Genomic DNA, 18,777 nt, shown 5'->3' on the forward strand with positions numbered 1-18,777 from the left:
CGGAGCGCACGCTTCGCGGCGGCGTTCTCGCATGCCGTGGCCGATGTCGGTCCGGTCGCGTAACGTCCGGCTCATGGCGACCATGGCGAAGTCGATCTTCTGGTCCCGGACGGACACCGCCGGCAGTGAGCAGGCTCTGTTCACCGACGGCGACGGGTTGGCGGCGCGGGGCACGCTCCTCGCCGTGGACCCGATTCCGTTCACCGCCCGCTACCGGCTGGCCACGGCGCCCGACTGGAGCACCGCCCGGGTCGAGGTCGAGGCCGAGGGGTCGGGCTGGTTGCGCCGGGTGACGTTGGAGCGGGCGGCGTCCCGGTGGCGGGTGACCACCGCCGAGCAGGGCGACCTGGACGCGGCGCTGACCAGGGCCGGGCATCCCCGGTCCGGCCTGCCGGGCACCGACGACCCGGATCGCCTGGCCGAGGCGCTCGACGTCGACCTGAGCGGTTCGCCGCTGTTCAACGCCGTGCCGGTGCGCCGGCTCGGGCTGACCAGCGGGCCGGCCGACATGCCGCGCCGGATCACCGTCGCGTGGGTGCTGCTGCCCGGCCTGGAGGTGGTGCCGGCCGAGCAGATCTACACGGGGCTCGGGCCGGGCCGGGTCCGGTTCGCCAGCGGCACCTTCACGGCGGACATCGACCTGGACGCCGACGGCTACGTGGTGCGCTACCCCGGCCTGGCGGAGCGCATCGACCCACGGTGACCGGGCCGACAGCCCAGATCGGGCCCGCTCGCAGACCAGCGCCCGCGCGACCTGCGGGCGGGAACGCGCTGCTCAGGCGGGCCAGGCGCCGCTGGTCAGGAAGCGCTCGATGGTCGCGGCATGGGGTGCCAGATCGAGCCCCTGGGCGGCCACCCAGTCGTCGGAGTAGTACGTGTCGGCGTACCGGTCACCGGCGTCGCAGATCAGGCTGACCACCGAGCCGGTCCGGCCCTCAGCGAGCATCTCGGCGATCAGGCCGAACGCGCCCCACAGGTTGGTGCCGGTGGAGCCGCCCACCCGCCGGCCGAGCACCGCCGAGCCGGCGCGCATCGCGGCCAGCGAGGCGGCGTCCGGCACCTGGACCATTCGGTCCACGACCGATGGCAGGAAGGATGCCTCGACGGTGGGCCGGCCGATCCCCTCGATGCGGGAGCCCCTGCCGGTGCGTACCGACCAGTCGGCGGCCAGCCAGGCCGGATAGAAGGCGGAGTTCTCCGGGTCGACGACGCAGAGCTTGGTGGCCAGGCGGCGGTAGCGGGCGTACCGGCCGATGGTGGCGCTGGTGCCCCCGGTGCCGGCGCCCACGACGACCCACGCCGGGATGGGGTGGCGTTCCAGCCCCAGCTGCGCGTAGATCGACTCGGCGATGTTGTTGTTGCCCCGCCAGTCGGTGGCCCGCTCGGCGTACGTGAACTGGTCCATGAAGTGGCCGCCGGAGTCCTCGGCCAGCCAGCGGGCCTCGACCACGACGCTCGCCGGGTCGTCCACCAGGTGGCAGCGGCCGCCCTGGAACTCGATCTGCGTGATCTTTTCGGGCGAGGTGGAGGCGGGCATCACGGCGATGAACGGCAGCCCGAGCATCCGGGCGAAGTACGCCTCGGAGACCGCCGTGGAGCCGGAGGACGCCTCGACGATCGTGGTGCGCGGCCCGATCCAACCGTTGCAGAGGCCGTAGAGGAACAGCGAACGGGCCAGCCGGTGCTTCAGCGAGCCGGTCGGGTGGGACGACTCGTCCTTGAGGTAGAGGTCGATTCCCCAGGCCCGGGGCAGGGGGAACGGCAGCAGGTGGGTGTCGGCCGAGCGGTTCGCGTCCGCCTCGACGGCGGCGATCGCCTCGGTCACCCAGCTGCGGCTGGCCTCGTCGCACCGGTCGAGATGAGTCACGCGGGAAACCTAGCAAGCAGGCCGGCGGCGTTCAGCCGCGGTCCGGAGGCGTCGACCGGCGTGACTGTCGGCGTTGCCCGGCCCGACCCACGGCCTCAACGAGAGGATTCAGTCCGACGGCGAGTCGGGGCAGGGCGTCCAGGAGCCGGACCTGAGCGCCCCGCCAGCGGGGCAGGCTGACCACCGGGCGGGGCCGGCGGGCCAGCCGGGCCGCCCGGGCGGCCACCCGCTGCGGGGTCAGCATCGACCCGGTGAACGAGGCCAGCGCGCCCGGATCGTCCAGCCGGTCGTGCAGCATCGGGGTCCAGATGCCGTCCGGGCAGAGGCAGGAGACGTGCACCCGCCGGTACCCGGCCATCCGCAGGTCGGACAGGGTGCCGAGGCTGAATGCCAGCAGTGCGTGCTTGCTGGCGGCGTACACCGTCTCGCCGGGTGCGGCGATGAGCCCGGCCAGCGAGACGATGTTCAGGACGTGGCCGTGGCCCTGGCCGCGCATGACCGCCAGCGCGGCGAGTGTGCCGTTCATGGCGCCGAGCGCGTTGACGTCGAGCACGCGGCGGCGGGTCGGCCCGTCGTGCTCCCAGGAGGGGCCGGTGACCAGGATGCCGGCGTTGTTGACCCAGAGGCCGAGGCCGCCCCGGCTCGCGGCGTGCGCCGCGATCTCGGCGCACGCGGCCTCGTCGCGGACGTCCAGTGCGGCCGACCAGCCACCGAACGGCACGGCGGCTGCTGCCGCCGCGGCCGGGTCGAGGTCGGTGAGCAGCACCGACCAGCCGTCGGCGTGCAGCGCGGCGGCGACGGCGCGGCCCAGGCCGCCGGCGGCCCCGGTCACCACTGCGGCGCCGCGTTCCGGCGAGGTCATCGGCGCACGCTACCGCCGTGCGCGGCACGACACCAGGGGTACGTGGCGCAGCAGGGTCAGGCGGGCTGCGGGCCGACCGCCTGGGGGCGGTTCTCCCACTTGGTGGAGAGGGCGATGGCGGTGCGCGTGGAGGCGACCCCGGGGGTCCGGTTCAGCCGCACGATGAGCTGCTCCAGCTCGGCGATCGTGCCGACCCGGGCCTTGAGCAGGAACGACTCGACGCCGGCCATGAAGTAGCAGGACTCGATCTCGGGCAGCACCCGCAGCGACTCCAGCATGTCGTCGGAGTCCGCGCCGGAGTCCTCGACGATGCCGATGAGCGCCGTGACGCCCAGCCCGATCGCCTCGGGTTCGACGTCCGCGCGGTAGCCCCGGACCACGCCGCTGCTCTCCAGCTTGCCGACGCGTTCGTGCACGGCGGGGGCGGAGAGGCCCACCTGCCGGGCAAGCTCGGCGTACGAGAGGCGGGCATTGCCCCGCAGCAGGTCGACGAGGCTCAGGTCGATGGCGTCCACGGAGAGTGACCTTAACGGGTTGGGCGTAACGCGATGCCTTCGGCATCCGTTGGTCAGAACAGTGAGTAACTGTTCATAAACTGACGGTCTAGGTAGGGGTTGCACCAGTACCATTTACTAACTTCCCAGTCAGTGCATTTTTCGCGTTTGGCGGACAGGCCAGGTCCCTGGTGCTGTAATTGCCATACGTCCCTCATGACGGCTCTGGGCTCGCACCAGCCGGGGGCAGTGTGTTCAGCCAGGGGCTTCGTCGACGCGAGGAGGGGGCTGTGGACACTGGAGATCGCCTGCTGACACCGGGTGAGGTCGCCGCGCTGTTTCGGGTGGACCCGAAAACTGTGACGAGATGGGCGGCGGCCGGCCGGATAGGAAGCATCCGGACTCCAGGCGGGCATCGCCGGTTTCGGGAATCCGAGGTGCGGGCCCTGCTTGAGGGGGAGGGCATGCTGGACGAGGTGGACGAGGTCGGAAAGCCACGCAACGTGGGTCCGGCTGCCTCCACCGGGCCGGGTCCGGCCAACGCCGGCATGTACTGAACTGGTGCGGACAACGTCAGGCGGACCGGACACCAGTCCGGTCCGCGTCCCGCTGCGACGACCCGTGCGGCGTCCGGGCCGAACGGGCTGAGCCGACGGCTCAGCGCCGGGCCGCGCCCAGCTCGCCGGACCAGCGGCGGAACAGGGTGTGTGGCACGCCGAGAGCGTCCAGCACCTTGCCGGCCACGAAGTCGACAAGTTGCTGCGCGCTGGCCGCCGCGCCCGCGCCGTAGAAGCCGGGGCTGGCCGGCAGCACCACGGCGCCGGCGTCGTGCAACGCGATGAGATGCTCCAGGTGACTGCGGGTCACCGGCGTCTCCCGGGGCACCACCACCACCGGTCGACGCTCCTTGAGATTGACCTCGGCGGCGCGTTGCAGCAGGTCCTTGGAGAGCCCTATCGCGATGCCCGCGCAGGCTGCCGTGCTCGCGGGCACCACTGCCATTCCACGTACCCGGTAGGAGCCGCTGCTGGGCCCGGCCGCCAGGTCACCCGCCGGCCAGTGCCGCACGTCCGCGTCGGTCAGGTCCCGGCCGAGCCAGGCGGCGAGGTCCTCGGCCCAGTGCGCGTCGCGGAACGACCGTCCGGTCTCGTCGAGCACGGTGAGCCGTGCCGCCCGGGACACGATGAGGTCCACCGGCTCGCCCGCGTCGAGGAGCCCGCCGACGACGGCCGCCGCGTACGGCGTGCCGGAGGCTCCGGAGACTCCGACCACCCATGGTTCCCGCATGCCCTCAGCCTGCCTGGTCGGCGTCGCACGCCGGTGGGCACCCCCGCGATCTCCTCGACGCGAGCCGTCCGAGATGTCCGGGCGGGTATCTGCTCGTCCCGGCGACCTGACATGCTGCCGGTGGCGATTCGCGCCGGAAGCAGATCGCGCGGGAGGCAGGGGTGACGACCGGCGAGGTCCTCTGGGCGCTGCGCGCCGAGTGCCCGATTCCTGCCCGGCTCTCACCGCACGCGGACCGGGTCCAACAGTGGCTGCTCGGTCTGTTGCCCGAGCTGGGTCTGCCGCTGGACGACGCCGCCCTGCACCGGCTGGCCCGGGGCGGCTTCGCACGGTACGCGGGGCGGCTCTACCCGGACGCCAGCGAAGCCGACCTGCGGGTGCTGACCGCTCTCTTCACCTGGTTCTTCCTCGTCGACGACGCGTGCGACGGGCCGAACCGGCTCGATCCGGCGCAGATCCGGGCGCTGCGCGACGGCACGCTGGCACTGCTGCACGACGGCCCCCGGCTGCGGCACGGCGGCCTGACCGGTCCGCTGCGGCGGCTGCTGGTGCTGGCCTGGCGGGAGCCGCGCCGACGGATGCCGGCCCGGTGGCGCCTGCGCTTCGCCGACGCGGTGGCCCGGCACCTCGACGGCACCTGGCGGGAGGCGGTCAACAAGGAGGCCGGCCGCCGGCCCAGCGTCGGCGAGTACGTCGAGCTGCGCCGGGAAACGTCGGCGGCGGAGGTGTCGTACCCGCTGGTGGAGTTCGTCAGCGGCCGACCGCTGCCCGACCCGGTCTACCACCACCCGCTGCTGCGGCAGATCGCGCGCACCGGCAACGACCTGCTCTCCTGGTACAACGACGTCGCCTCGCTGGACCGGGACCGGGCCACCTCGGGCGGGCACAACCTGGTCCTGGCCACGCAGGCCGAGCAGGGCGTGTCGGCGGCGGAGGCGGTCGACCGGGTGGCCGAGCGCTGGCGGGAGTCGATGCGACAGTTCGTGGCGCTGCGCGCCGCCGTGCCGTCGTTCGGGCCGGCGTTGGACGAGGCGGTCACCGACCATCTCGACGGGGTCGCGTACGCGGTGCGCGGCACCATCGACTGGACGCTGGAGAGCGCCCGCTACCCGACCAACGCCTAGCCGCGCAGGTCGAGGCGGATCACCAGGTCGAGCAGGGCGAACACGAACAGCGCGATGCCGACGAAGCCGTTGGCGGTGAAGAACGCCCGGTTGACCTTGCTGAGGTCGGTCGGGCTGACCACCAGGTGCTGGTAGCCGAACGCGACAGCTGTCAACGCCAGCCCGATCCACCAGAGCCAGCCGAAGCCGACCAGCGCGCCGAACCAGATGAACAGCGCGAACGTCACCACGTGCGCCACGGTGGAGGCGTGCAGGGCGAAGCGCCGGCCGTACCGGGCGGGCACGCTGTGCACGCCGATCTCCTGGTCGATCTCGGAGTCCTGGCAGGCGTAGATCAGGTCGAAGCCGCCGATCCACAGGCCGACCGCCGCGCCGAGCAGCCAGGCCGGCCAGGAGCCGTCCAGGGTGCCGGTGACCGCGAGCCAGGCGCCGACCGGGCCGACCGCCTGGGCGATCGCGAGGATGGCGTGCGGCCAGTTGGTGAACCGCTTGCCGTACGGGTAGACGACCAGCGGCACCACGGCGAGCGGCGCCAGCACCAGGCAGAGGGGGTTGAGCAGCGCGGCGGCGACGAGGAACACCACGAGCGCGACGGCCGCGCCGGTCCAGGCCGTGCGCACGCTCACGGCCCCGGTGACCAGTTCCCGTCCGGCGGTACGCGGGTTCCGGGCGTCGATGCGCCGGTCGAGGATCCGGTTGGCGGCCATCGCGAACGTCCGCGCGCCGACCATCGCGACGGTGATCAGCAGCAGGTCGAGCCACCGCACGTGCCCGCCGTTCACCTGCATGGCGGTCAGCGCCGACAGGTACGCGAACGGCAGCGCGAACACCGAGTGCTCGATCGCGACGAGCTTGAGGAAGGACTTGACCCGGCCCGGCTTCTCCACGGGTGCGTCGAGGACGGCCATCAGATCCCGTACTCCTTCCAGCGCTTGTCGACCAGGGCCGCGACTTCCGGGGCCATGGTCATCTCCTCCGGCCAGCCTCGGGTGTAGCCCTCGGTGGGCAGCTTGCGGGTCGCGTCGACGCCTGCCTTGCCGCCCCAGAACTGCTGGTACGACGAGTGGTCGAGGTGGTCCACCGGCCCCTCGGTCAGCAGCAGGTCACGGGCGTAGTCGACGTTGCCGAACGCGCGGAAGGCGACCTCGTTGTAGTCGTGCACGTCGCAGTCCTCGTCGACGATCACGATCAGCTTGGTGAGCGACATGAGGTGCGCGCCCCAGATCGCGTTCATGACCTTCTGCGCGTGCTTCGGGTAGCGCTTGCGGATGGAGACGATCGCGCAGTTGTGGAACACCCCGGCGGCCGGCAGGTCGTAGTCGACGATGTCCGGGATCATCAGCTTGAGCAGCGGCTGGAAGATCCGCTCGGTGGCCTTGCCGAGGCCGTGGTCCTCCTGCGGCGGCTTCGAGGTGACGATCGAGTGGTAGACCGGGTCGCGCTGCATGGTCATCGCTTCGATGTGCAGCACCGGGAACGGCTCGACGGGCGTGTAGTAGCCGGTGTGGTCGCCGAACGGCCCCTCGGGCAGTCGCTCGCCGGGCTCCAGGTAGCCCTCCAGGACGATCTGCGCGTGCGCCGGCACCTGCAACGGGACGGTGAGGCAGTCGACCATCTCCACCCGTTCGCCGCGCAGGAACCCGGCGAACAGGTATTCGTCGATGTCGCCGGGCAGCGGCGCGCTGGCCGCGTACGAGACGACGGGGTCGCAGCCGATCGCGATCGCGACCGGCAGGCGCTGGCCGAGCCGCTCGGCGACCGCGTGGTGCGCGGTGGAGTCCTTGTGGATCTGCCAGTGCATGCCGAGGGTGTTGCGGCCGTGCTGCTGGAGCCGGTAGAGGCCCAGGTTGCGCTTGCCGGTCTCCGGGTGCTTGGTGTGGGTCAGCCCGTAGTTGTGGAAGATCCCGCCGTCGCCGGGCCAGACCTGCAGCCCCGGCAGGCGGCCCAGGTCGACGGCGTCGCCCCGGTAGACGACCTCCTGGCAGGGCGCGGTCTTGACCTTGCGTGGGGGCAGCGACTTGAGCTGCATGACCTTGCCGAGGCCTTCGCGGATGCCGGACCAACCGACCGGCAGCTCCGGCTTGATCATCGCGCCGATCCGCTCGCCGATCTCGTCCAGCGAGTCGACGCCGAGGGCCATCGCCATCCGCTTCTCGGTGCCGAACAGGTTGATCGCGACCGGCATCTCGCCCCGGGTGGGGTGTTCGAAGAGCAGCGCCGGCCCGCCGGCCCGCACCGTCCGGGTGACCACCTCGCTGATCTCCAGGGTCGGGTCGACGGGCACGTCGACCCGGCGCAGCTCCCCCGCGCGCTCCAGCGCCGCGAGAAAGTCCTTGAGATCGGTGTACGGGAAGCCACGAGCCGCCATGACGCCCAGTCTCCCGCACCGGGTCCGGGGCGACCCACAGCGGGTGCTGTGACACCCGCGACGGCCCGGGTCGGCGGCGATCCAAGATCGGCTCGACCAGCGAGCATCGACCCTGCCGTACCGCCCGCTTCGGCGGGTCACCACCGCAAGATCCACTCGGGATCCATGAAGTCGGGGTGTCCCTGCTGCCCGGATGCCCCGACTTCAAGAAAGGCGAGTGGATCAACCCACATCTCCCGGGCGTGGCGGGCGGTTGAGCGGGTAGCCGGGCTGCCGGCGGATGGAGGCAGCGATGGGCGGCGAAACGGTGCCGGCGGGGTTCACCGAGCAACGGGCACGGGTCGGCGAGATCACCCTGAACTACGTCCGGGGCGGCAGCGGCCCGCCACTGGTGCTGCTGCACGGCTATCCGCAGTGTTCGCACATGTGGCGGCACCTGCTGCCCGAGCTGGGGCGCTCCTTCGACGTGGTCGCGCCCGACCTGCGCGGCTTCGGGGCCAGCGACGCCCCAGCCGGCGGCTACGACAAGAAGACCGTCGCCGCCGACCTGCACGGACTGCTCGACCAGCTCGGCCTGACCGGTGACCTGCGGGTGGTCGGGCACGACCTCGGGACGATGGTGGCGTACGCGTACGCCGCCGCCCATCCGGAGCGGGTGAGCCGGCTGGCGCTCACCGAGGCGCCGATCCCCGACGAGAGCATCTACACGTTCCCCGCGCTCACCGCCGCCGGGCCGGGGGTGTGGAACTTCGGCTTCTTCTCGATCGGCAACGGGCTCGCGGAGGAGCTGGTCCGGGGGCGCGAGTCGCTCTGGGTGGACCGGTTCACCGATGCCCTGATGGTGCGCAAGGGCAGCATCGCCGCGCCCGACATCGAGGAGTTCGCCCGCCACCTGCGCGACCCGGCGCACCTGCGGGCCAGCTTCGCCTACTTCCGGGCGTTCGATCAGGACATCGTCGACAACGCGGCGTACCGGGCCACGAAGCTGACGATGCCGGTGCTGGCCGTCGGCGCGTCGGCCAGCCTCGGCGGACAGGTCGCCGAGCAGGTCCGCCGGTACGCCGACACGGTCCGCGGCGAGGTGATCGACGACTGCGGGCACTGGCTGTACGAGGAACGCCCGGACGAGATGCTGGCCCTGCTGCGCGACTTCCTCGGCGCGAAATGACCGGTCAGGCGGCGGGCGTCCAGGCGTGGGCGGCCAGCGGCGGGTCGAGCGGTGCGCGGGTGAGCCGGTTGGCGAAGGTCGACATGGTGTACGCCCCGACGCCCAGCACCACGTCCAGCGCCTGCCGGGGCTGGTAGCCGGCGGCCAGGAAGGCCTCCAGCTCCTCGTCGGGCACCGCGCCGTGGTGCGTGAGCACGGCAAGCGTGAACTGGCGCAGCGCCTCCAGCCGCGGCTCGGGCAGCTCCGCGCCGGCGCGGAGCGCGGTGATCAGCGCGGCGCTCGCGCCGAGCTCAGTGATCTTGCCGCTGTGCAGAGCCACGCAGAAGTGGCATTCGTGGGAGGTGGAGACGGTCAGGATGACCACCTCCCGCTCCACGGGCGCGAGGCTGGTCTGCTCGAATCCGGCGCTGGCGGCGAGGAAGCCGTTGAGCAGCTGCGGCGACTCGGCCATCAGCCCCACCCCGGTGGGAAGCCAGCCGAACCGGCCGCGCACGCTCTCGACGGTCCGGCGGGCTGCGGTCGGTGCGGTCTCGGCGGTGTGGACGGTGAAGACGGACATGGTTACCTGCTTCCACGGCGTACGCCGTAAGATGGTCAACGTGGTTGACGAAATAGTAAACGTGGTTGTCGAACATGGCAACCTCTGATCCCGCCCGGCCCGGATTCCAGCTCCCGCTGTTGCTGCTGGCCGGTTTCCGCACCCTGATCGACGACCTGCACGCCGAACTGGCCCGGCAGGGGCACCCCGAGCTGCGCCCGTTGCACGGCTTCGTGTTGCAGGCCGTCGGGGTGCACGGCACCACGGCCACCGAGCTGGGCCAACGGCTGGGCATCTCCAAGCAGGCCGCCGGCAAGACGGTCGACCGGCTGGTAGCCGTCGGCTACCTGGAACGGGTCGACGATCCGTCCGACGCCCGCCGCCGGCTGGTCCGGGTGACCGAACACGGCGCCGACGGGCTACGCCGCTCGGCGGAGACCTTCGACCGGCTGCGCGAGAAGTGGGCCGAGGCGCTGGGCGAGGAGCGCGTCGCCGCCCTGGAGGACGACCTGCGCACGATGGCCTCGGCCAACTGGTTCCGCCTCGACGTGCCGGGCTGGTTCGGCGGCTGACCCCACCCCGGATCGCCGGCGCTGCGGCCCTTGATCGACACCACATCGGCGAGGTGGCGGTTTGCCGGCGGCGTGACACCCCCACCTCCCCGATGTGGTGTGGATCAAGGCGGGTCAAGCCCTGCGGACACATCTCACCGTTCGTGGCGCAACGGCCGAACCGCAGCGCAGGCTGGAGGCATGTCGGACGCGTACGTGGTCGGCGATCCGGACGGGTTGTCGCCCCTGCTGGTCGAGCTGCGCGACACCATCGCCCGGGAGCTGCACGCGCAGGTGGCGCTGCGGGGCGAGCGGATCGAGCTGGCCGACCTGCCCGAGGTGTCCTATCAGGTCACCATCCAGGTCGAGCGGGCGTTGCGCCTCTGGCGACCCGGGTCGCAGCCGCGCGGCGGGGCCCGTTTCGACGGTGGTCGCGCACCGATCGACGGATCGAGAACTGTCACAGGTGATCTCTAGGATCAGGGGTGCCCGGTCGGGGCGGCAGCAACTCCGGCCTCTTCCGACCGGCTCACCCTCACCAAGGAGATCGATGAGATCTGTGCGCGTTACGCGTGGCCGGCTCCTGCGCGGGCTCACCGCGCTGGTCGTGACCGCCGCGGGGGTCGGTGCGACGGCAGCACCCGCCCTCGCGGTCGACGACCCCGGCTGGGTCAACGCCTGGCTGGAAGACGTGACGGTGGGCGGTCCCGGCGCTCCCGCCCGGACGGTCTCGCTGACCCTGACCAGCACCGGCGCCACCGAGCCCCGGGTGAGCATCGACCTAGCCGGTCTGGCCGGCGTGGCCACCGCCAGCTTCCCCGCCGGGTGCGTCACCGCGGGCACCTCGACGACCTGCCCGATGCCCCCGACGGCCGTCGACGAGTTCGGCACGCTCACCGGCACCGTGCCGGTGGTGTTCCGGGCCGCTCCCGGCGCCGCCGACGGCGCGACAGGCACGCTCGACTACACCGCGTTCGGCGAGCAGACCGAGGCGTACGCCCAGCAGGCGACGATCACCGTGCGGTCCGGGCCCGCCCTGCTCGACATGGTCGACGAGTACGTCTCGGGCGTCGAGGTGGGCGACACGCGCCAGGTCCCGGTGGTCGTGGTCAACGCCGGCGACCAGCCGACCGTGGACCTGCGGCTCACCATGCGCTTCCCGGTGGGTCTGACGCCCGCCAGCTACCGCAACTGCCGGTACGGCACCGACCGGGTGCTCGCCACAGTGGCCGTCTGCACCGTGCGGGGCACCTTCGCGCCGGGTCAGCGGCACGAGCTGCGCGGCGGGCTTGCCACCACGGTCGGCCCGGCCACCCTCGGCGACAAGCGGATCACGCAGATCGTGGAGCCGCTGACCACCGCCGGGCCGCTGCCGAGCGGTGTGAAACTCGCGCACCGCGAGGCCGACCAGGCGCTGCGGCTGCGGGCCGTCGGACGGCCGCTCGACGTGATCCCGGTCGAGGTGACCGGCGCTGGCGGGCAGACCTACCTGCGCAAGGTCCAGGGCGCCTTCGACATCGTCGCCCAGGGCGCGACAGTCACCGGGGCCGTCGGTGACACCGTGCGGGTCACGGTGGGCCTGCGCAACGAGGGCCCCGGTGTCCCGGACGCCACCAACTCGGGTGACGGCGTCGGCGCCTTCCTCTTCGTGCCGCCGGCCGGCACCACAGTGCTCGGCAACCCGTCGGGCTGCTGGCTCAACGGGGACGAGGAGAGCGCCGGGGACGCCCCGACGACCTGGTACTGCAACGGGCCGGGGTCCGTGTTCCCGGCCGGGACGAGCCGTACCGTCGCGTTCGACCTGCGCATCGACAGCCTCTCCGGTACACCCGGCGAGGTCCAGCCGTACCAGCGTTACCCGCGCGTGGACGACGACCCGAGCAACGACATCGCCCCGGTGACCGTGAGCTGACCAGGGCACCGAAAGACGGCGGGCCGGTCACGGACGAATCCGTGGCCGGCCCGCGCGTCGTCGACAGCTGTCAGTTCAGCCCGCCGTACGAGTGCAGGCCGGTGAAGAAGATGTTCACGCCGAACAGGTTCATCAGCATGGTGAGGAAGCCGAGCACCGCGATCCAGGTGGCCACGTTGCGCTTCACGCTGGGCGTGGCGCGAGCGTGCAGGTAGCCGGCGTAGACGACCCAGGAGATGAACGCCCAGGTCTCCTTCGGGTCCCAGCCCCACGGCCGGCCCCAGGCCGCCTCGGCCCAGATCGCGCCGGCGATGACCGCGAACGTGAAGATCGGGAACGCGAACGCGTGCAGCGTGAAGGTGAGCCGTTCCAGACTGACCGCGGGCGGCAGCCGCTTCGCCAGGGTGTACGGGAAGCTCCGCTTGCCCTGCTCGTACCCGTTGCGCATCAGGAAGCCGACCGCCGGCACCGCGCCGAGCAGGAAGATGCCGGACGCGAAGACGATCGTCGAGACGTGGATGACGAACCAGTACGAGTTCAGGGCTGGCACCAGCGGCACGATCGGCACGTACAGGACCAGCTCGGCGGTGGCCACCAGCAGCACCATCACCAGGGTCAGGAACAGCCCGAGCTTGCGCAGCGACGGCCGCTTCCAGAGCACCACGAGCCAGGCCGCGACCCCGATGAACGTCACCGTGAGCACGAACTCGTACATGTTGCCCCAGGGCATCCGGTCGGCGGCCAGACCCCGCGTGACCAGCGCCGCGAGGTGCAGCACGGCGGCCAGCGCGGTGGCAGCCACCGCGACCAGGCCGGCGATCCGGGCCCGACGCGCCGCGCCGTCGGCAGTCGGTGGGACCGGCGCGGGCGGCTCCGGGAGGACGCCGCCGCCACCGCCGACCCCCGCCCCCACCAGCTCGCGGGCGGGCGACGCCACGGCGACCCGGGTACGCGCGTTGCCCAGCGCGTACTCGACGGCGTGACTGATCATCGCGATCAGGTACGTCAGGATCGCGAAGGTCACCAGATTGTCGGAGAGCGCGGACATCACTCGGTCCCTTCTCGCACACCGGCCCGGTCGCTGGAGTCAGCGTCGGTGCCGGCCCGCTCGGCAGCCCCGTCGGCACCGCTCACAGCGGTGACGAGCTGGGCGAACTCGTCGGCGAACCCTGGATAGTCGGTGCGTGGCAACCCACCGGCCTCCATCAAGCTACTACCGCCCGTCGGAGATCCATTCGCCGGGTCGGCCGGTGCCACCCGGAAGAACACCCGGCGGCGCCGGCCGAACAGCGAGCCCATCAGCCCGACCAGCAGCGCGCCGCAGCTCACCAGCAGCGGCGTCGAGCCCGGGTCGTGCCGGACGGAGAGCGTCACGTACCGCTCGGTGCCCAGGAACTCGACTGTCGTGCCGTCATCCAGCGTCCACTTCTCGCCCTTGCGCAGCAGCTTGCTGCCGATCTCCTTGACCTTGCCGTTGCGCACCTGCCGCTGGTCGAGCTGGTAGACCGAGCCGGGGATGCCGGCGTCCAGGCCGAGGTTGCCCCGGTAGGCGACCAGGTTCAGCGCCGGGTTGCGCTCGGTCGGGTACTCCGAGCGGACGAACGGGGCCTGCTGCGGCGCGGTGGGCAGGTAGATGCCGGTGAACGCCATCTGCTCACCAGGGGTCCGCTTGCCGGTGGCCGGGTCGACGTTCGCGTCCGGGAAGGCCGCCAGTCCCTCGCTGGTCAGGCCCATGTCGCCGGTGGTCAGGAACGGCTCGTCACTGACCTGGCTGTTGCCGAACCGGTCGGTGTAGCGGATCACCGGGGCGTACCCGTGGCCGAGCAGGTAGACGCTCGCGTCGGCGAGTCGCAGTGGCGAGTTCACCGAGAAGTCCGCGCTACGGGTCGGCTCGTCCGGACCGTCGACGGTCACCCGGGCATTGAAGAACTCCGGCTGGCCGGACGGCAGGAACCGGGCCTGGAAGTCGTCCAGCCGCAGGCAGAAGCGGGGCAGGTCCCCGCTGTCGACGCGGGGGCCGAGCTTGGCCTCGGCGTACTGCTGGCGGGTGTTGCAGAACGCGTTGTCCGCGCCGGCCACGAGCAGGCGGTTGCCGCTCCAGCCGTACCACGAGCCGAGCGCGACACCGATCAGCACCGCGATCAGCGAGGTGTGGAACAGCAGGTTGCCGGTCTCCTTGAGATAGCCCTTCTCGGCGGAGACCTCGTCGCCGCGGACCTCGACCCGCCAGCGTCGCTTGCGCAACACCTCGGCGACGGCGGCCGCGCCACCGGCCGGGGCCTGCAGTACGGCGTGTTGCGGCAGCCGCGCCAGCTGCTTCGGCGCGACAGGTGGCCGGGACCGGAGCGCCCGGACGTGGTCGCGCAGCCGGGGCGTGATGCAGCCGATCAGCGACGTGAACAGCAGCAGGTAGATCGCGGAGAACCAGACCGAACCGAAGACCTGGAACGCGCCGATCCGGTCCAGTCGGGGGGCCCAGTCCGGGTGGTCGACGAAGTACTGGTTGACCTTCTCCGGGCTGATCCCCCGCTGCGGCAGCACCGAACCGGGAATCGCGGCGATGGCCAGCAGGAAGAGCAGGATCAGCGCCGTACGCATGCTGGTGAGCTGCCGCCACGAGTTGCGCAGCAGGGCCAGCAGCCGGTTGGGCCGGCGCCGGGGCGCCGGGGCCTCGGCCTCCGGTCGGTCGTCGACGACAGTCATCAGATGCTCACCTCGCCCACCCCGACGGTGGTCTGCAACCAGATCACGAAGCTCTGCCATCCGCCGGTGACCAGCGCCAGGCCGATCAGGATGAGCAGGGCGCCGCCGACCCGGGTGACCCAGCGGCTGTTGCGCCGGATGGCACGGAAGACTCCGAGCAGGCGCTGGAAGCCCAGCCCGAAGACGACGAACGGTATCCCCAACCCGAGGCAGTACGCCACGGCGAGCACCACCGCGCGGTCGCTCTGACCACTGGTGGCGGCCATGCCCATCACCGCGCCGAGGGTCGGACCGGTGCACGGCACCCAGCTGAGCGCGAAGACCGCACCGAACACGGGTGCGCCGAGCAGGCCGGCGGACGGCAGCCGGGAGATCCGGAACTCACGTTGCAGGGCGGGGATCATGCCGAGGTAGCCCAGGCCGAGCACGATGATCAGCGCGCCGATGCCGATCTGGAGTTCGCGCTTGTAGTCGAAGAAGACCCGACCGATGCCGGCGAACAGGATCGCGGTGGCGACGAAGACGACAGTGAAGCCGGCGATGAAGAGCAGGGTGCCGGCGAGCACCCGACCCTTGACCGCCGCCGACGGCGCCGTCCGCTCCCGGACCGCGACACCCCCGCCGGTCGTCTCGGCGGGCGCGGGAGCTGTCACCGGGCGGCGGCCCTCCAGGTCGGCGCCGGCCAGGCCGGTGACGTACGACAGGTAGCCGGGGACCAGCGGGAGCACGCACGGGGAGAGGAAGCTGACCAGCCCGGCGAGCGCCGCCGCGCCGATCGCGAGCACCAGCGGCCCGCTCTGGGCCAACTCCTTGAAGGTCTCACCCATCAGTTCGGCGCCGGCTTCTCGGCCGCGACCCGCTCGACGATCGGTTGCAGGCCCTCCTGCTTGACGGCGGCGCGGATCACCACCGCGACCCGGCCCTCCCGGTCGAGCACCACTGTCGCCGGGACGGTGTTCGGCGGGATGTCCAGGTCGAGTGCCAGACGGCTGGACGGGTCGAAGAGGCTCGGATAGGTGACCCGGCCCTCCTCGAACGCCTTGGCCTTGTCCCGCTGGTCCTGCACGTTGATGCCGAGGAAGCTCACCCCGGAGCCCTTGGTGGCCTGGTAGGTGGCTTCCAGGTCGTCGGCCTCGGCGCGGCACGGCGCGCACCAGGAGCCCCAGAAGTTGACCACCACGACCTGGCCGCGGGCCTGGTTGACGTCGTAGGTGCCGCCGGTGAGCAGCTCACCGGCGAGTTTCGGAGGGGCCGAACGCTGGTCCGGTGCGCACTCGATGATGCCGTCGGAGGTGGTTGAGCAGGTCTTCTCCTGCCCCTTCGACGACGTGCAGCCGACCAGCGCCACCGCTGCGACGGTGGCGAGCAGACCCGCGGTCCACCTCCGGGCGGTCATCAGGCCCCCTTGGCCGTCCGGGCTGTCGCGGAGAGGGCGATGAGGTGCGCGGCCGGCTCGCTGTAGCCGATGCCGACCACCTTCGCGCCGTCGAAGTGGAACGAGGTGAGGCTCGCCAGCCCGCACTGCCGCTTGCGCGGGTCGTGCCACAGCCGCTTGCGTTCGACGTGGCGGCGCAGCGTCCAGATCGGGAGCTGGTGCGACACCAGCACGGCCTCGCGGCCCTCGGCGGCGACCCGGGCGGCGTGCACGGCGGCGAACATCCGCTCGGCGATCACCCGGTACGCCTCACCCCAGGACGGCGTCACCGGGTCGCGCAGCACCCACCAGTTGCGCGGGTCGCGGAACGACCCGTCACCCGGGGAGACCTTCTTGCCCTCGAACCAGTTGGCGCTCTCGATCAGCCGCTCGTCCACCCCGACCGGCAGCCCGAACTGGGCGGCGATCGGCTCGGCGGTCTGCTGGGCGCGCTCCAGCGGACTGGCCACCACGTGCACGATCTCCCGATCGGCCAACCCCTGCGCGGCGGCCTTGGCCATCTGCACGCCCAGCTCGGACAGGCGGAAACCGGGCAGCCGCCCGTACAGGATCTGGTCGGGGTTGTGCACCTCGCCGTGCCGGAGCACGTGGACCACCGTCTTGCTCACCGTTTACGACCCCCCGTGACCAGCCGCCGCCGCCGCGTTCGCCGCCGTGGGCAGCGCTGCGGCGATGTGCTCCAGAGCGGCGTCGTCGAGCGCCGCCGACACGAACCACGACTCGAACGCGCTCGGCGGCAGGTAGACGCCGGCGGCGAGCATCGCGTGGAAGAACGCCTTGAACGCCGGCACCTGCTGGGTGCGGGCGCTGTCGTAGTCGACCACATCGGCGTCGGTGAAGAAGATCGAGAACATGCTGCCCGCGTACGACAGCCGGTGCGGGACCCCGGCGGCGGCCAGCGCGTCGGACGCGAGCTTGCCCACGACGGCGGCCGTGTCGTCGAGGCGCTGGTACAGCGCGTCGTCGGCGAGACGCAGCGTGGCCAGGCCGGCGGCGCACGCGAGGGGGTTACCGGAGAGCGTGCCGGCCTGGTAGACCGGGCCGGCCGGGGCCAGCCGCGCCATGATGTCCGCGCGGCCACCGAAGGCCGCGGCGGGCAGGCCACCACCCATGACCTTGCCGTACGTCCACAGGTCGGCGTCGGAGGGGTCGAGGCCGTGCCACCCGGCGCGGGAGACCCGGAACCCGGTCATCACCTCGTCGACCACCAGCAGGGCGCCGTGCGCGTGCGCGATCCGGGCTAGCTGCTGGTTGAACCCGTCGCGGGGGGCGACCACGCCCATGTTGCCGGCGGCGGCCTCGGTGATCACCGCGGCGATGTGCGGGCCCTCGGCGGCGAACGCCTCCTCGACGGCCCGGATGTCGTTGTACGGCAGCACGATCGTCTCGCTGGCCGCCGCGCCGGTCACGCCGGGCGAGTCGGGCAGGCCCAGGGTCGCCACGCCGGAGCCGGCGGAGGCGAGCAGCGCGTCGACATGGCCGTGGTAGCAACCGGCGAACTTGACGATCTTGGAACGGCCGGTGAAGCCGCGAGCCAGCCGGATCGCCGACATGGTGGCCTCGGTACCGGAGTTGACCAGGCGTACCTGCTCAACCGGCGTCCGGTCGACGATCTCGGCGGCCAGCTCCACCTCACCCGGGGTGGGCGTGCCGAAGCTGGTGCCCCGGGCGGCGGCGGCCTGCACGGCCTCCACCACCTCCGGGTGGGCGTGCCCGAGGATCAGCGGACCCCACGAGCAGACCAGGTCGACGTAGCGGCGACCGTCGGCGTCGTACAGCCACGGGCCCTCGCCACGGACCATGAAACGTGGGGTGCCGCCGACCGCCTGGAAGGCGCGCACGGGGGAGTTGACCCCGCCCGGCACGATGGCGCGGGCGCGGTCGAACAGGGCCTCGGAAGCCGGCGCGTCGGCCGGGTAACGGCCTCTTCCGGCGGAAACGATGTCGGTCACGATGCCGCCATTGTGTCAGCGACGGACGGTCAACCAGCAGCCACCCCGGGCCGGGGTTACCAGGCTCACCCGCTGCCGGCGCCCGTCACCAGCCCCGACACCTGCCGGCCGGCGGCTCGCGGCCTCAACAGGCCGGGTCAGCTGGATCGCGCTAGGCTGACCGGGTGGATCGTGCCGAACTGTCCATCACGCTACACCGGACGGGCGACGAAGCAGTGCTGCGCCTGGCCGGTGAGATCGACATGCTCACGGCCGCCCAGCTCAGCACCGTCGTCAACGAGGTGCTGGCCGATCCGCCCCCGCGGATCGTGCTCGATCTCGGCGGCGTCACCTTCTGCGACTCGCAGGGCCTGGGCACGCTCGTGGTGCTCAGCCGCAAGGCCAGTCACGCGCAGAGCCTGCTGATGCTCACCCACGTCGGCGACTTCCTGATCCGCGTCCTGGACATCACCGGCCTGCGCAGCGCCCTGATGATCCGCAACGACCAACCAACCGGCTGACCCCCACCCGGCCCCA

At 71.9% G+C, this 18,777-nt stretch carries 21 protein-coding genes; 8 read left to right on the forward strand and 13 right to left on the reverse strand.

The genetic code is table 11. The features are described from left to right. The first annotated feature begins 82 nt into the window (after positions 1-82). Positions 83-703, forward strand: coding sequence for a putative glycolipid-binding domain-containing protein (locus tag AB0B97_RS06755; RefSeq protein ID WP_234587810.1), 621 nt, complete (start codon positions 83-85; stop codon positions 701-703). A gap of 72 nt (positions 704-775) precedes the next feature. Here AB0B97_RS06755 and AB0B97_RS06760 read toward each other — a convergent pair whose 3' ends face one another. From AB0B97_RS06760 to AB0B97_RS06770, 3 genes are read right to left on the reverse strand one after another with little or no spacing between them, the layout of a single operon-like run. Then, positions 776-1,867, reverse strand: a complete 1,092-nt coding sequence (locus tag AB0B97_RS06760; RefSeq protein ID WP_357491259.1) for a PLP-dependent cysteine synthase family protein — start codon at positions 1,865-1,867, stop codon at positions 776-778. A gap of 31 nt (positions 1,868-1,898) precedes the next feature. Beyond that, entirely contained in the window at positions 1,899-2,729 is an 831-nt protein-coding gene (locus tag AB0B97_RS06765) for an SDR family oxidoreductase (protein WP_357491261.1), read from the reverse strand. A gap of 56 nt (positions 2,730-2,785) precedes the next feature. Further along, positions 2,786-3,244 carry an Lrp/AsnC family transcriptional regulator gene (locus AB0B97_RS06770; RefSeq protein ID WP_234587753.1) on the reverse strand — a complete coding sequence of 153 codons (459 nt, stop codon included), beginning with the start codon at positions 3,242-3,244 and terminating at the stop codon, positions 2,786-2,788. A 269-nt stretch (positions 3,245-3,513) separates the two neighbouring features. Here AB0B97_RS06770 and AB0B97_RS06775 point away from each other — a divergent pair, with 269 nt between their 5' ends. Further along, the gene (locus AB0B97_RS06775; protein WP_007454516.1) at positions 3,514-3,780 is read left to right on the forward strand and encodes a BldC family transcriptional regulator; all 267 of its coding nucleotides are present in this window, start codon (positions 3,514-3,516) and stop codon (positions 3,778-3,780) included. Positions 3,781-3,880: 100 nt separating this feature from the next. Here AB0B97_RS06775 and AB0B97_RS06780 read toward each other — a convergent pair whose 3' ends face one another. Continuing rightward, complete coding sequence (locus AB0B97_RS06780) at positions 3,881-4,510, reverse strand: UbiX family flavin prenyltransferase (protein WP_357491264.1); 630 nt, start codon at positions 4,508-4,510, stop codon at positions 3,881-3,883. A 161-nt stretch (positions 4,511-4,671) separates the two neighbouring features. On the opposite strand from AB0B97_RS06780, the gene AB0B97_RS06785 reads away from it, so the two are divergent. Beyond that, positions 4,672-5,634 carry a terpene synthase gene (locus tag AB0B97_RS06785; RefSeq protein ID WP_357491266.1) on the forward strand — a complete coding sequence of 321 codons (963 nt, stop codon included), beginning with the start codon at positions 4,672-4,674 and terminating at the stop codon, positions 5,632-5,634. On the opposite strand, the gene mqnP is transcribed toward AB0B97_RS06785, so the two are convergent. Together mqnP and AB0B97_RS06795 are read right to left on the reverse strand one after the other, a co-directional pair. Next, positions 5,631-6,542: a menaquinone biosynthesis prenyltransferase MqnP gene (gene mqnP, locus AB0B97_RS06790; protein WP_357491268.1), complete on the reverse strand. Its 912-nt coding sequence runs from the start codon at positions 6,540-6,542 to the stop codon at positions 5,631-5,633. The genes AB0B97_RS06785 and mqnP overlap by 4 nt on opposite strands. Continuing rightward, complete coding sequence (locus AB0B97_RS06795; RefSeq protein ID WP_357491270.1) at positions 6,542-8,002, reverse strand: menaquinone biosynthesis decarboxylase; 1,461 nt, start codon at positions 8,000-8,002, stop codon at positions 6,542-6,544. Before AB0B97_RS06795 ends, mqnP begins: the two co-directional genes overlap by 1 nt. A 292-nt stretch (positions 8,003-8,294) precedes the next feature. On the opposite strand from AB0B97_RS06795, the gene AB0B97_RS06800 reads away from it, so the two are divergent. Beyond that, positions 8,295-9,170 carry an alpha/beta hydrolase gene (locus AB0B97_RS06800; protein WP_357491272.1) on the forward strand — a complete coding sequence of 292 codons (876 nt, stop codon included), beginning with the start codon at positions 8,295-8,297 and terminating at the stop codon, positions 9,168-9,170. A gap of 4 nt (positions 9,171-9,174) precedes the next feature. Here AB0B97_RS06800 and AB0B97_RS06805 read toward each other — a convergent pair whose 3' ends face one another. After that, positions 9,175-9,729 carry a carboxymuconolactone decarboxylase family protein gene (locus AB0B97_RS06805; protein ID WP_357491274.1) on the reverse strand — a complete coding sequence of 185 codons (555 nt, stop codon included), beginning with the start codon at positions 9,727-9,729 and terminating at the stop codon, positions 9,175-9,177. Positions 9,730-9,803: 74 nt separating this feature from the next. Here AB0B97_RS06805 and AB0B97_RS06810 point away from each other — a divergent pair, with 74 nt between their 5' ends. The 3 genes from AB0B97_RS06810 to AB0B97_RS06820 all read left to right on the forward strand — a co-directional run bounded on the left by AB0B97_RS06810 (position 9,804) and on the right by AB0B97_RS06820 (position 12,171). After that, entirely contained in the window at positions 9,804-10,280 is a 477-nt protein-coding gene (locus AB0B97_RS06810; RefSeq protein ID WP_357491276.1) for a MarR family winged helix-turn-helix transcriptional regulator, read from the forward strand. A 180-nt stretch (positions 10,281-10,460) separates the two neighbouring features. Then, positions 10,461-10,736 (forward strand): hypothetical protein, encoded by a 276-nt coding sequence (locus tag AB0B97_RS06815; RefSeq protein WP_357491278.1) that lies wholly within the window; start codon positions 10,461-10,463, stop codon positions 10,734-10,736. A 73-nt stretch (positions 10,737-10,809) separates the two neighbouring features. Beyond that, positions 10,810-12,171 carry a hypothetical protein gene (locus tag AB0B97_RS06820; RefSeq protein ID WP_357491280.1) on the forward strand — a complete coding sequence of 454 codons (1,362 nt, stop codon included), beginning with the start codon at positions 10,810-10,812 and terminating at the stop codon, positions 12,169-12,171. Positions 12,172-12,241: 70 nt separating this feature from the next. Here AB0B97_RS06820 and ccsB read toward each other — a convergent pair whose 3' ends face one another. From ccsB to hemL, 6 genes are read right to left on the reverse strand one after another with little or no spacing between them, the layout of a single operon-like run. Then, positions 12,242-13,219 (reverse strand): c-type cytochrome biogenesis protein CcsB, encoded by a 978-nt coding sequence (gene ccsB, locus AB0B97_RS06825; RefSeq protein ID WP_357491282.1) that lies wholly within the window; start codon positions 13,217-13,219, stop codon positions 12,242-12,244. Beyond that, positions 13,219-14,874 (reverse strand): cytochrome c biogenesis protein ResB, encoded by a 1,656-nt coding sequence (locus AB0B97_RS06830; protein WP_234587770.1) that lies wholly within the window; start codon positions 14,872-14,874, stop codon positions 13,219-13,221. Before AB0B97_RS06830 ends, ccsB begins: the two co-directional genes overlap by 1 nt. After that, the gene (locus AB0B97_RS06835; RefSeq protein ID WP_234587772.1) at positions 14,874-15,701 is read right to left on the reverse strand and encodes a cytochrome c biogenesis protein CcdA; all 828 of its coding nucleotides are present in this window, start codon (positions 15,699-15,701) and stop codon (positions 14,874-14,876) included. Before AB0B97_RS06835 ends, AB0B97_RS06830 begins: the two co-directional genes overlap by 1 nt. Beyond that, positions 15,701-16,270 carry a TlpA disulfide reductase family protein gene (locus AB0B97_RS06840; RefSeq protein WP_234587774.1) on the reverse strand — a complete coding sequence of 190 codons (570 nt, stop codon included), beginning with the start codon at positions 16,268-16,270 and terminating at the stop codon, positions 15,701-15,703. The genes AB0B97_RS06835 and AB0B97_RS06840 overlap by 1 nt, the downstream gene beginning before the upstream one ends. Beyond that, the gene (locus AB0B97_RS06845) at positions 16,270-16,917 is read right to left on the reverse strand and encodes a histidine phosphatase family protein (RefSeq protein ID WP_234587777.1); all 648 of its coding nucleotides are present in this window, start codon (positions 16,915-16,917) and stop codon (positions 16,270-16,272) included. Before AB0B97_RS06845 ends, AB0B97_RS06840 begins: the two co-directional genes overlap by 1 nt. A 3-nt stretch (positions 16,918-16,920) precedes the next feature. Further along, entirely contained in the window at positions 16,921-18,261 is a 1,341-nt protein-coding gene (gene hemL / locus AB0B97_RS06850; RefSeq protein WP_357491285.1) for a glutamate-1-semialdehyde 2,1-aminomutase, read from the reverse strand. Positions 18,262-18,425: 164 nt separating this feature from the next. On the opposite strand from hemL, the gene AB0B97_RS06855 reads away from it, so the two are divergent. Beyond that, positions 18,426-18,761, forward strand: a complete 336-nt coding sequence (locus AB0B97_RS06855; RefSeq protein ID WP_007454492.1) for an STAS domain-containing protein — start codon at positions 18,426-18,428, stop codon at positions 18,759-18,761. The last annotated feature ends 16 nt before the right edge of the window (positions 18,762-18,777 follow it).

The sequence above is a fragment of the Micromonospora sp. NPDC049004 genome (genome assembly GCF_040649315.1).
In the GTDB taxonomy this organism is placed as follows: Bacteria; Actinomycetota; Actinomycetes; order Mycobacteriales; family Micromonosporaceae; genus Micromonospora.

Coding starts and splice junctions, on each gene's coding strand:
- AB0B97_RS06755 (WP_234587810.1), top strand. CDS start 83: ATGGCGAAGTCGATCTTCTGGTCCCGGACGGACACCGCCGGCAGTGAG.
- AB0B97_RS06805 (WP_357491274.1), bottom strand. CDS start 9,729: ATGTCCGTCTTCACCGTCCACACCGCCGAGACCGCACCGACCGCAGCC.
- AB0B97_RS06810 (WP_357491276.1), top strand. CDS start 9,804: ATGGCAACCTCTGATCCCGCCCGGCCCGGATTCCAGCTCCCGCTGTTG.
- AB0B97_RS06780 (WP_357491264.1), bottom strand. CDS start 4,510: ATGCGGGAACCATGGGTGGTCGGAGTCTCCGGAGCCTCCGGCACGCCG.
- mqnP (WP_357491268.1), bottom strand. CDS start 6,542: ATGGCCGTCCTCGACGCACCCGTGGAGAAGCCGGGCCGGGTCAAGTCC.
- AB0B97_RS06835 (WP_234587772.1), bottom strand. CDS start 15,701: ATGGGTGAGACCTTCAAGGAGTTGGCCCAGAGCGGGCCGCTGGTGCTC.
- AB0B97_RS06765 (WP_357491261.1), bottom strand. CDS start 2,729: ATGACCTCGCCGGAACGCGGCGCCGCAGTGGTGACCGGGGCCGCCGGC.
- AB0B97_RS06830 (WP_234587770.1), bottom strand. CDS start 14,874: ATGACTGTCGTCGACGACCGACCGGAGGCCGAGGCCCCGGCGCCCCGG.
- AB0B97_RS06840 (WP_234587774.1), bottom strand. CDS start 16,270: ATGACCGCCCGGAGGTGGACCGCGGGTCTGCTCGCCACCGTCGCAGCG.
- AB0B97_RS06795 (WP_357491270.1), bottom strand. CDS start 8,002: ATGGCGGCTCGTGGCTTCCCGTACACCGATCTCAAGGACTTTCTCGCG.
- AB0B97_RS06815 (WP_357491278.1), top strand. CDS start 10,461: ATGTCGGACGCGTACGTGGTCGGCGATCCGGACGGGTTGTCGCCCCTG.
- AB0B97_RS06820 (WP_357491280.1), top strand. CDS start 10,810: ATGAGATCTGTGCGCGTTACGCGTGGCCGGCTCCTGCGCGGGCTCACC.
- AB0B97_RS06800 (WP_357491272.1), top strand. CDS start 8,295: ATGGGCGGCGAAACGGTGCCGGCGGGGTTCACCGAGCAACGGGCACGG.
- ccsB (WP_357491282.1), bottom strand. CDS start 13,219: ATGTCCGCGCTCTCCGACAATCTGGTGACCTTCGCGATCCTGACGTAC.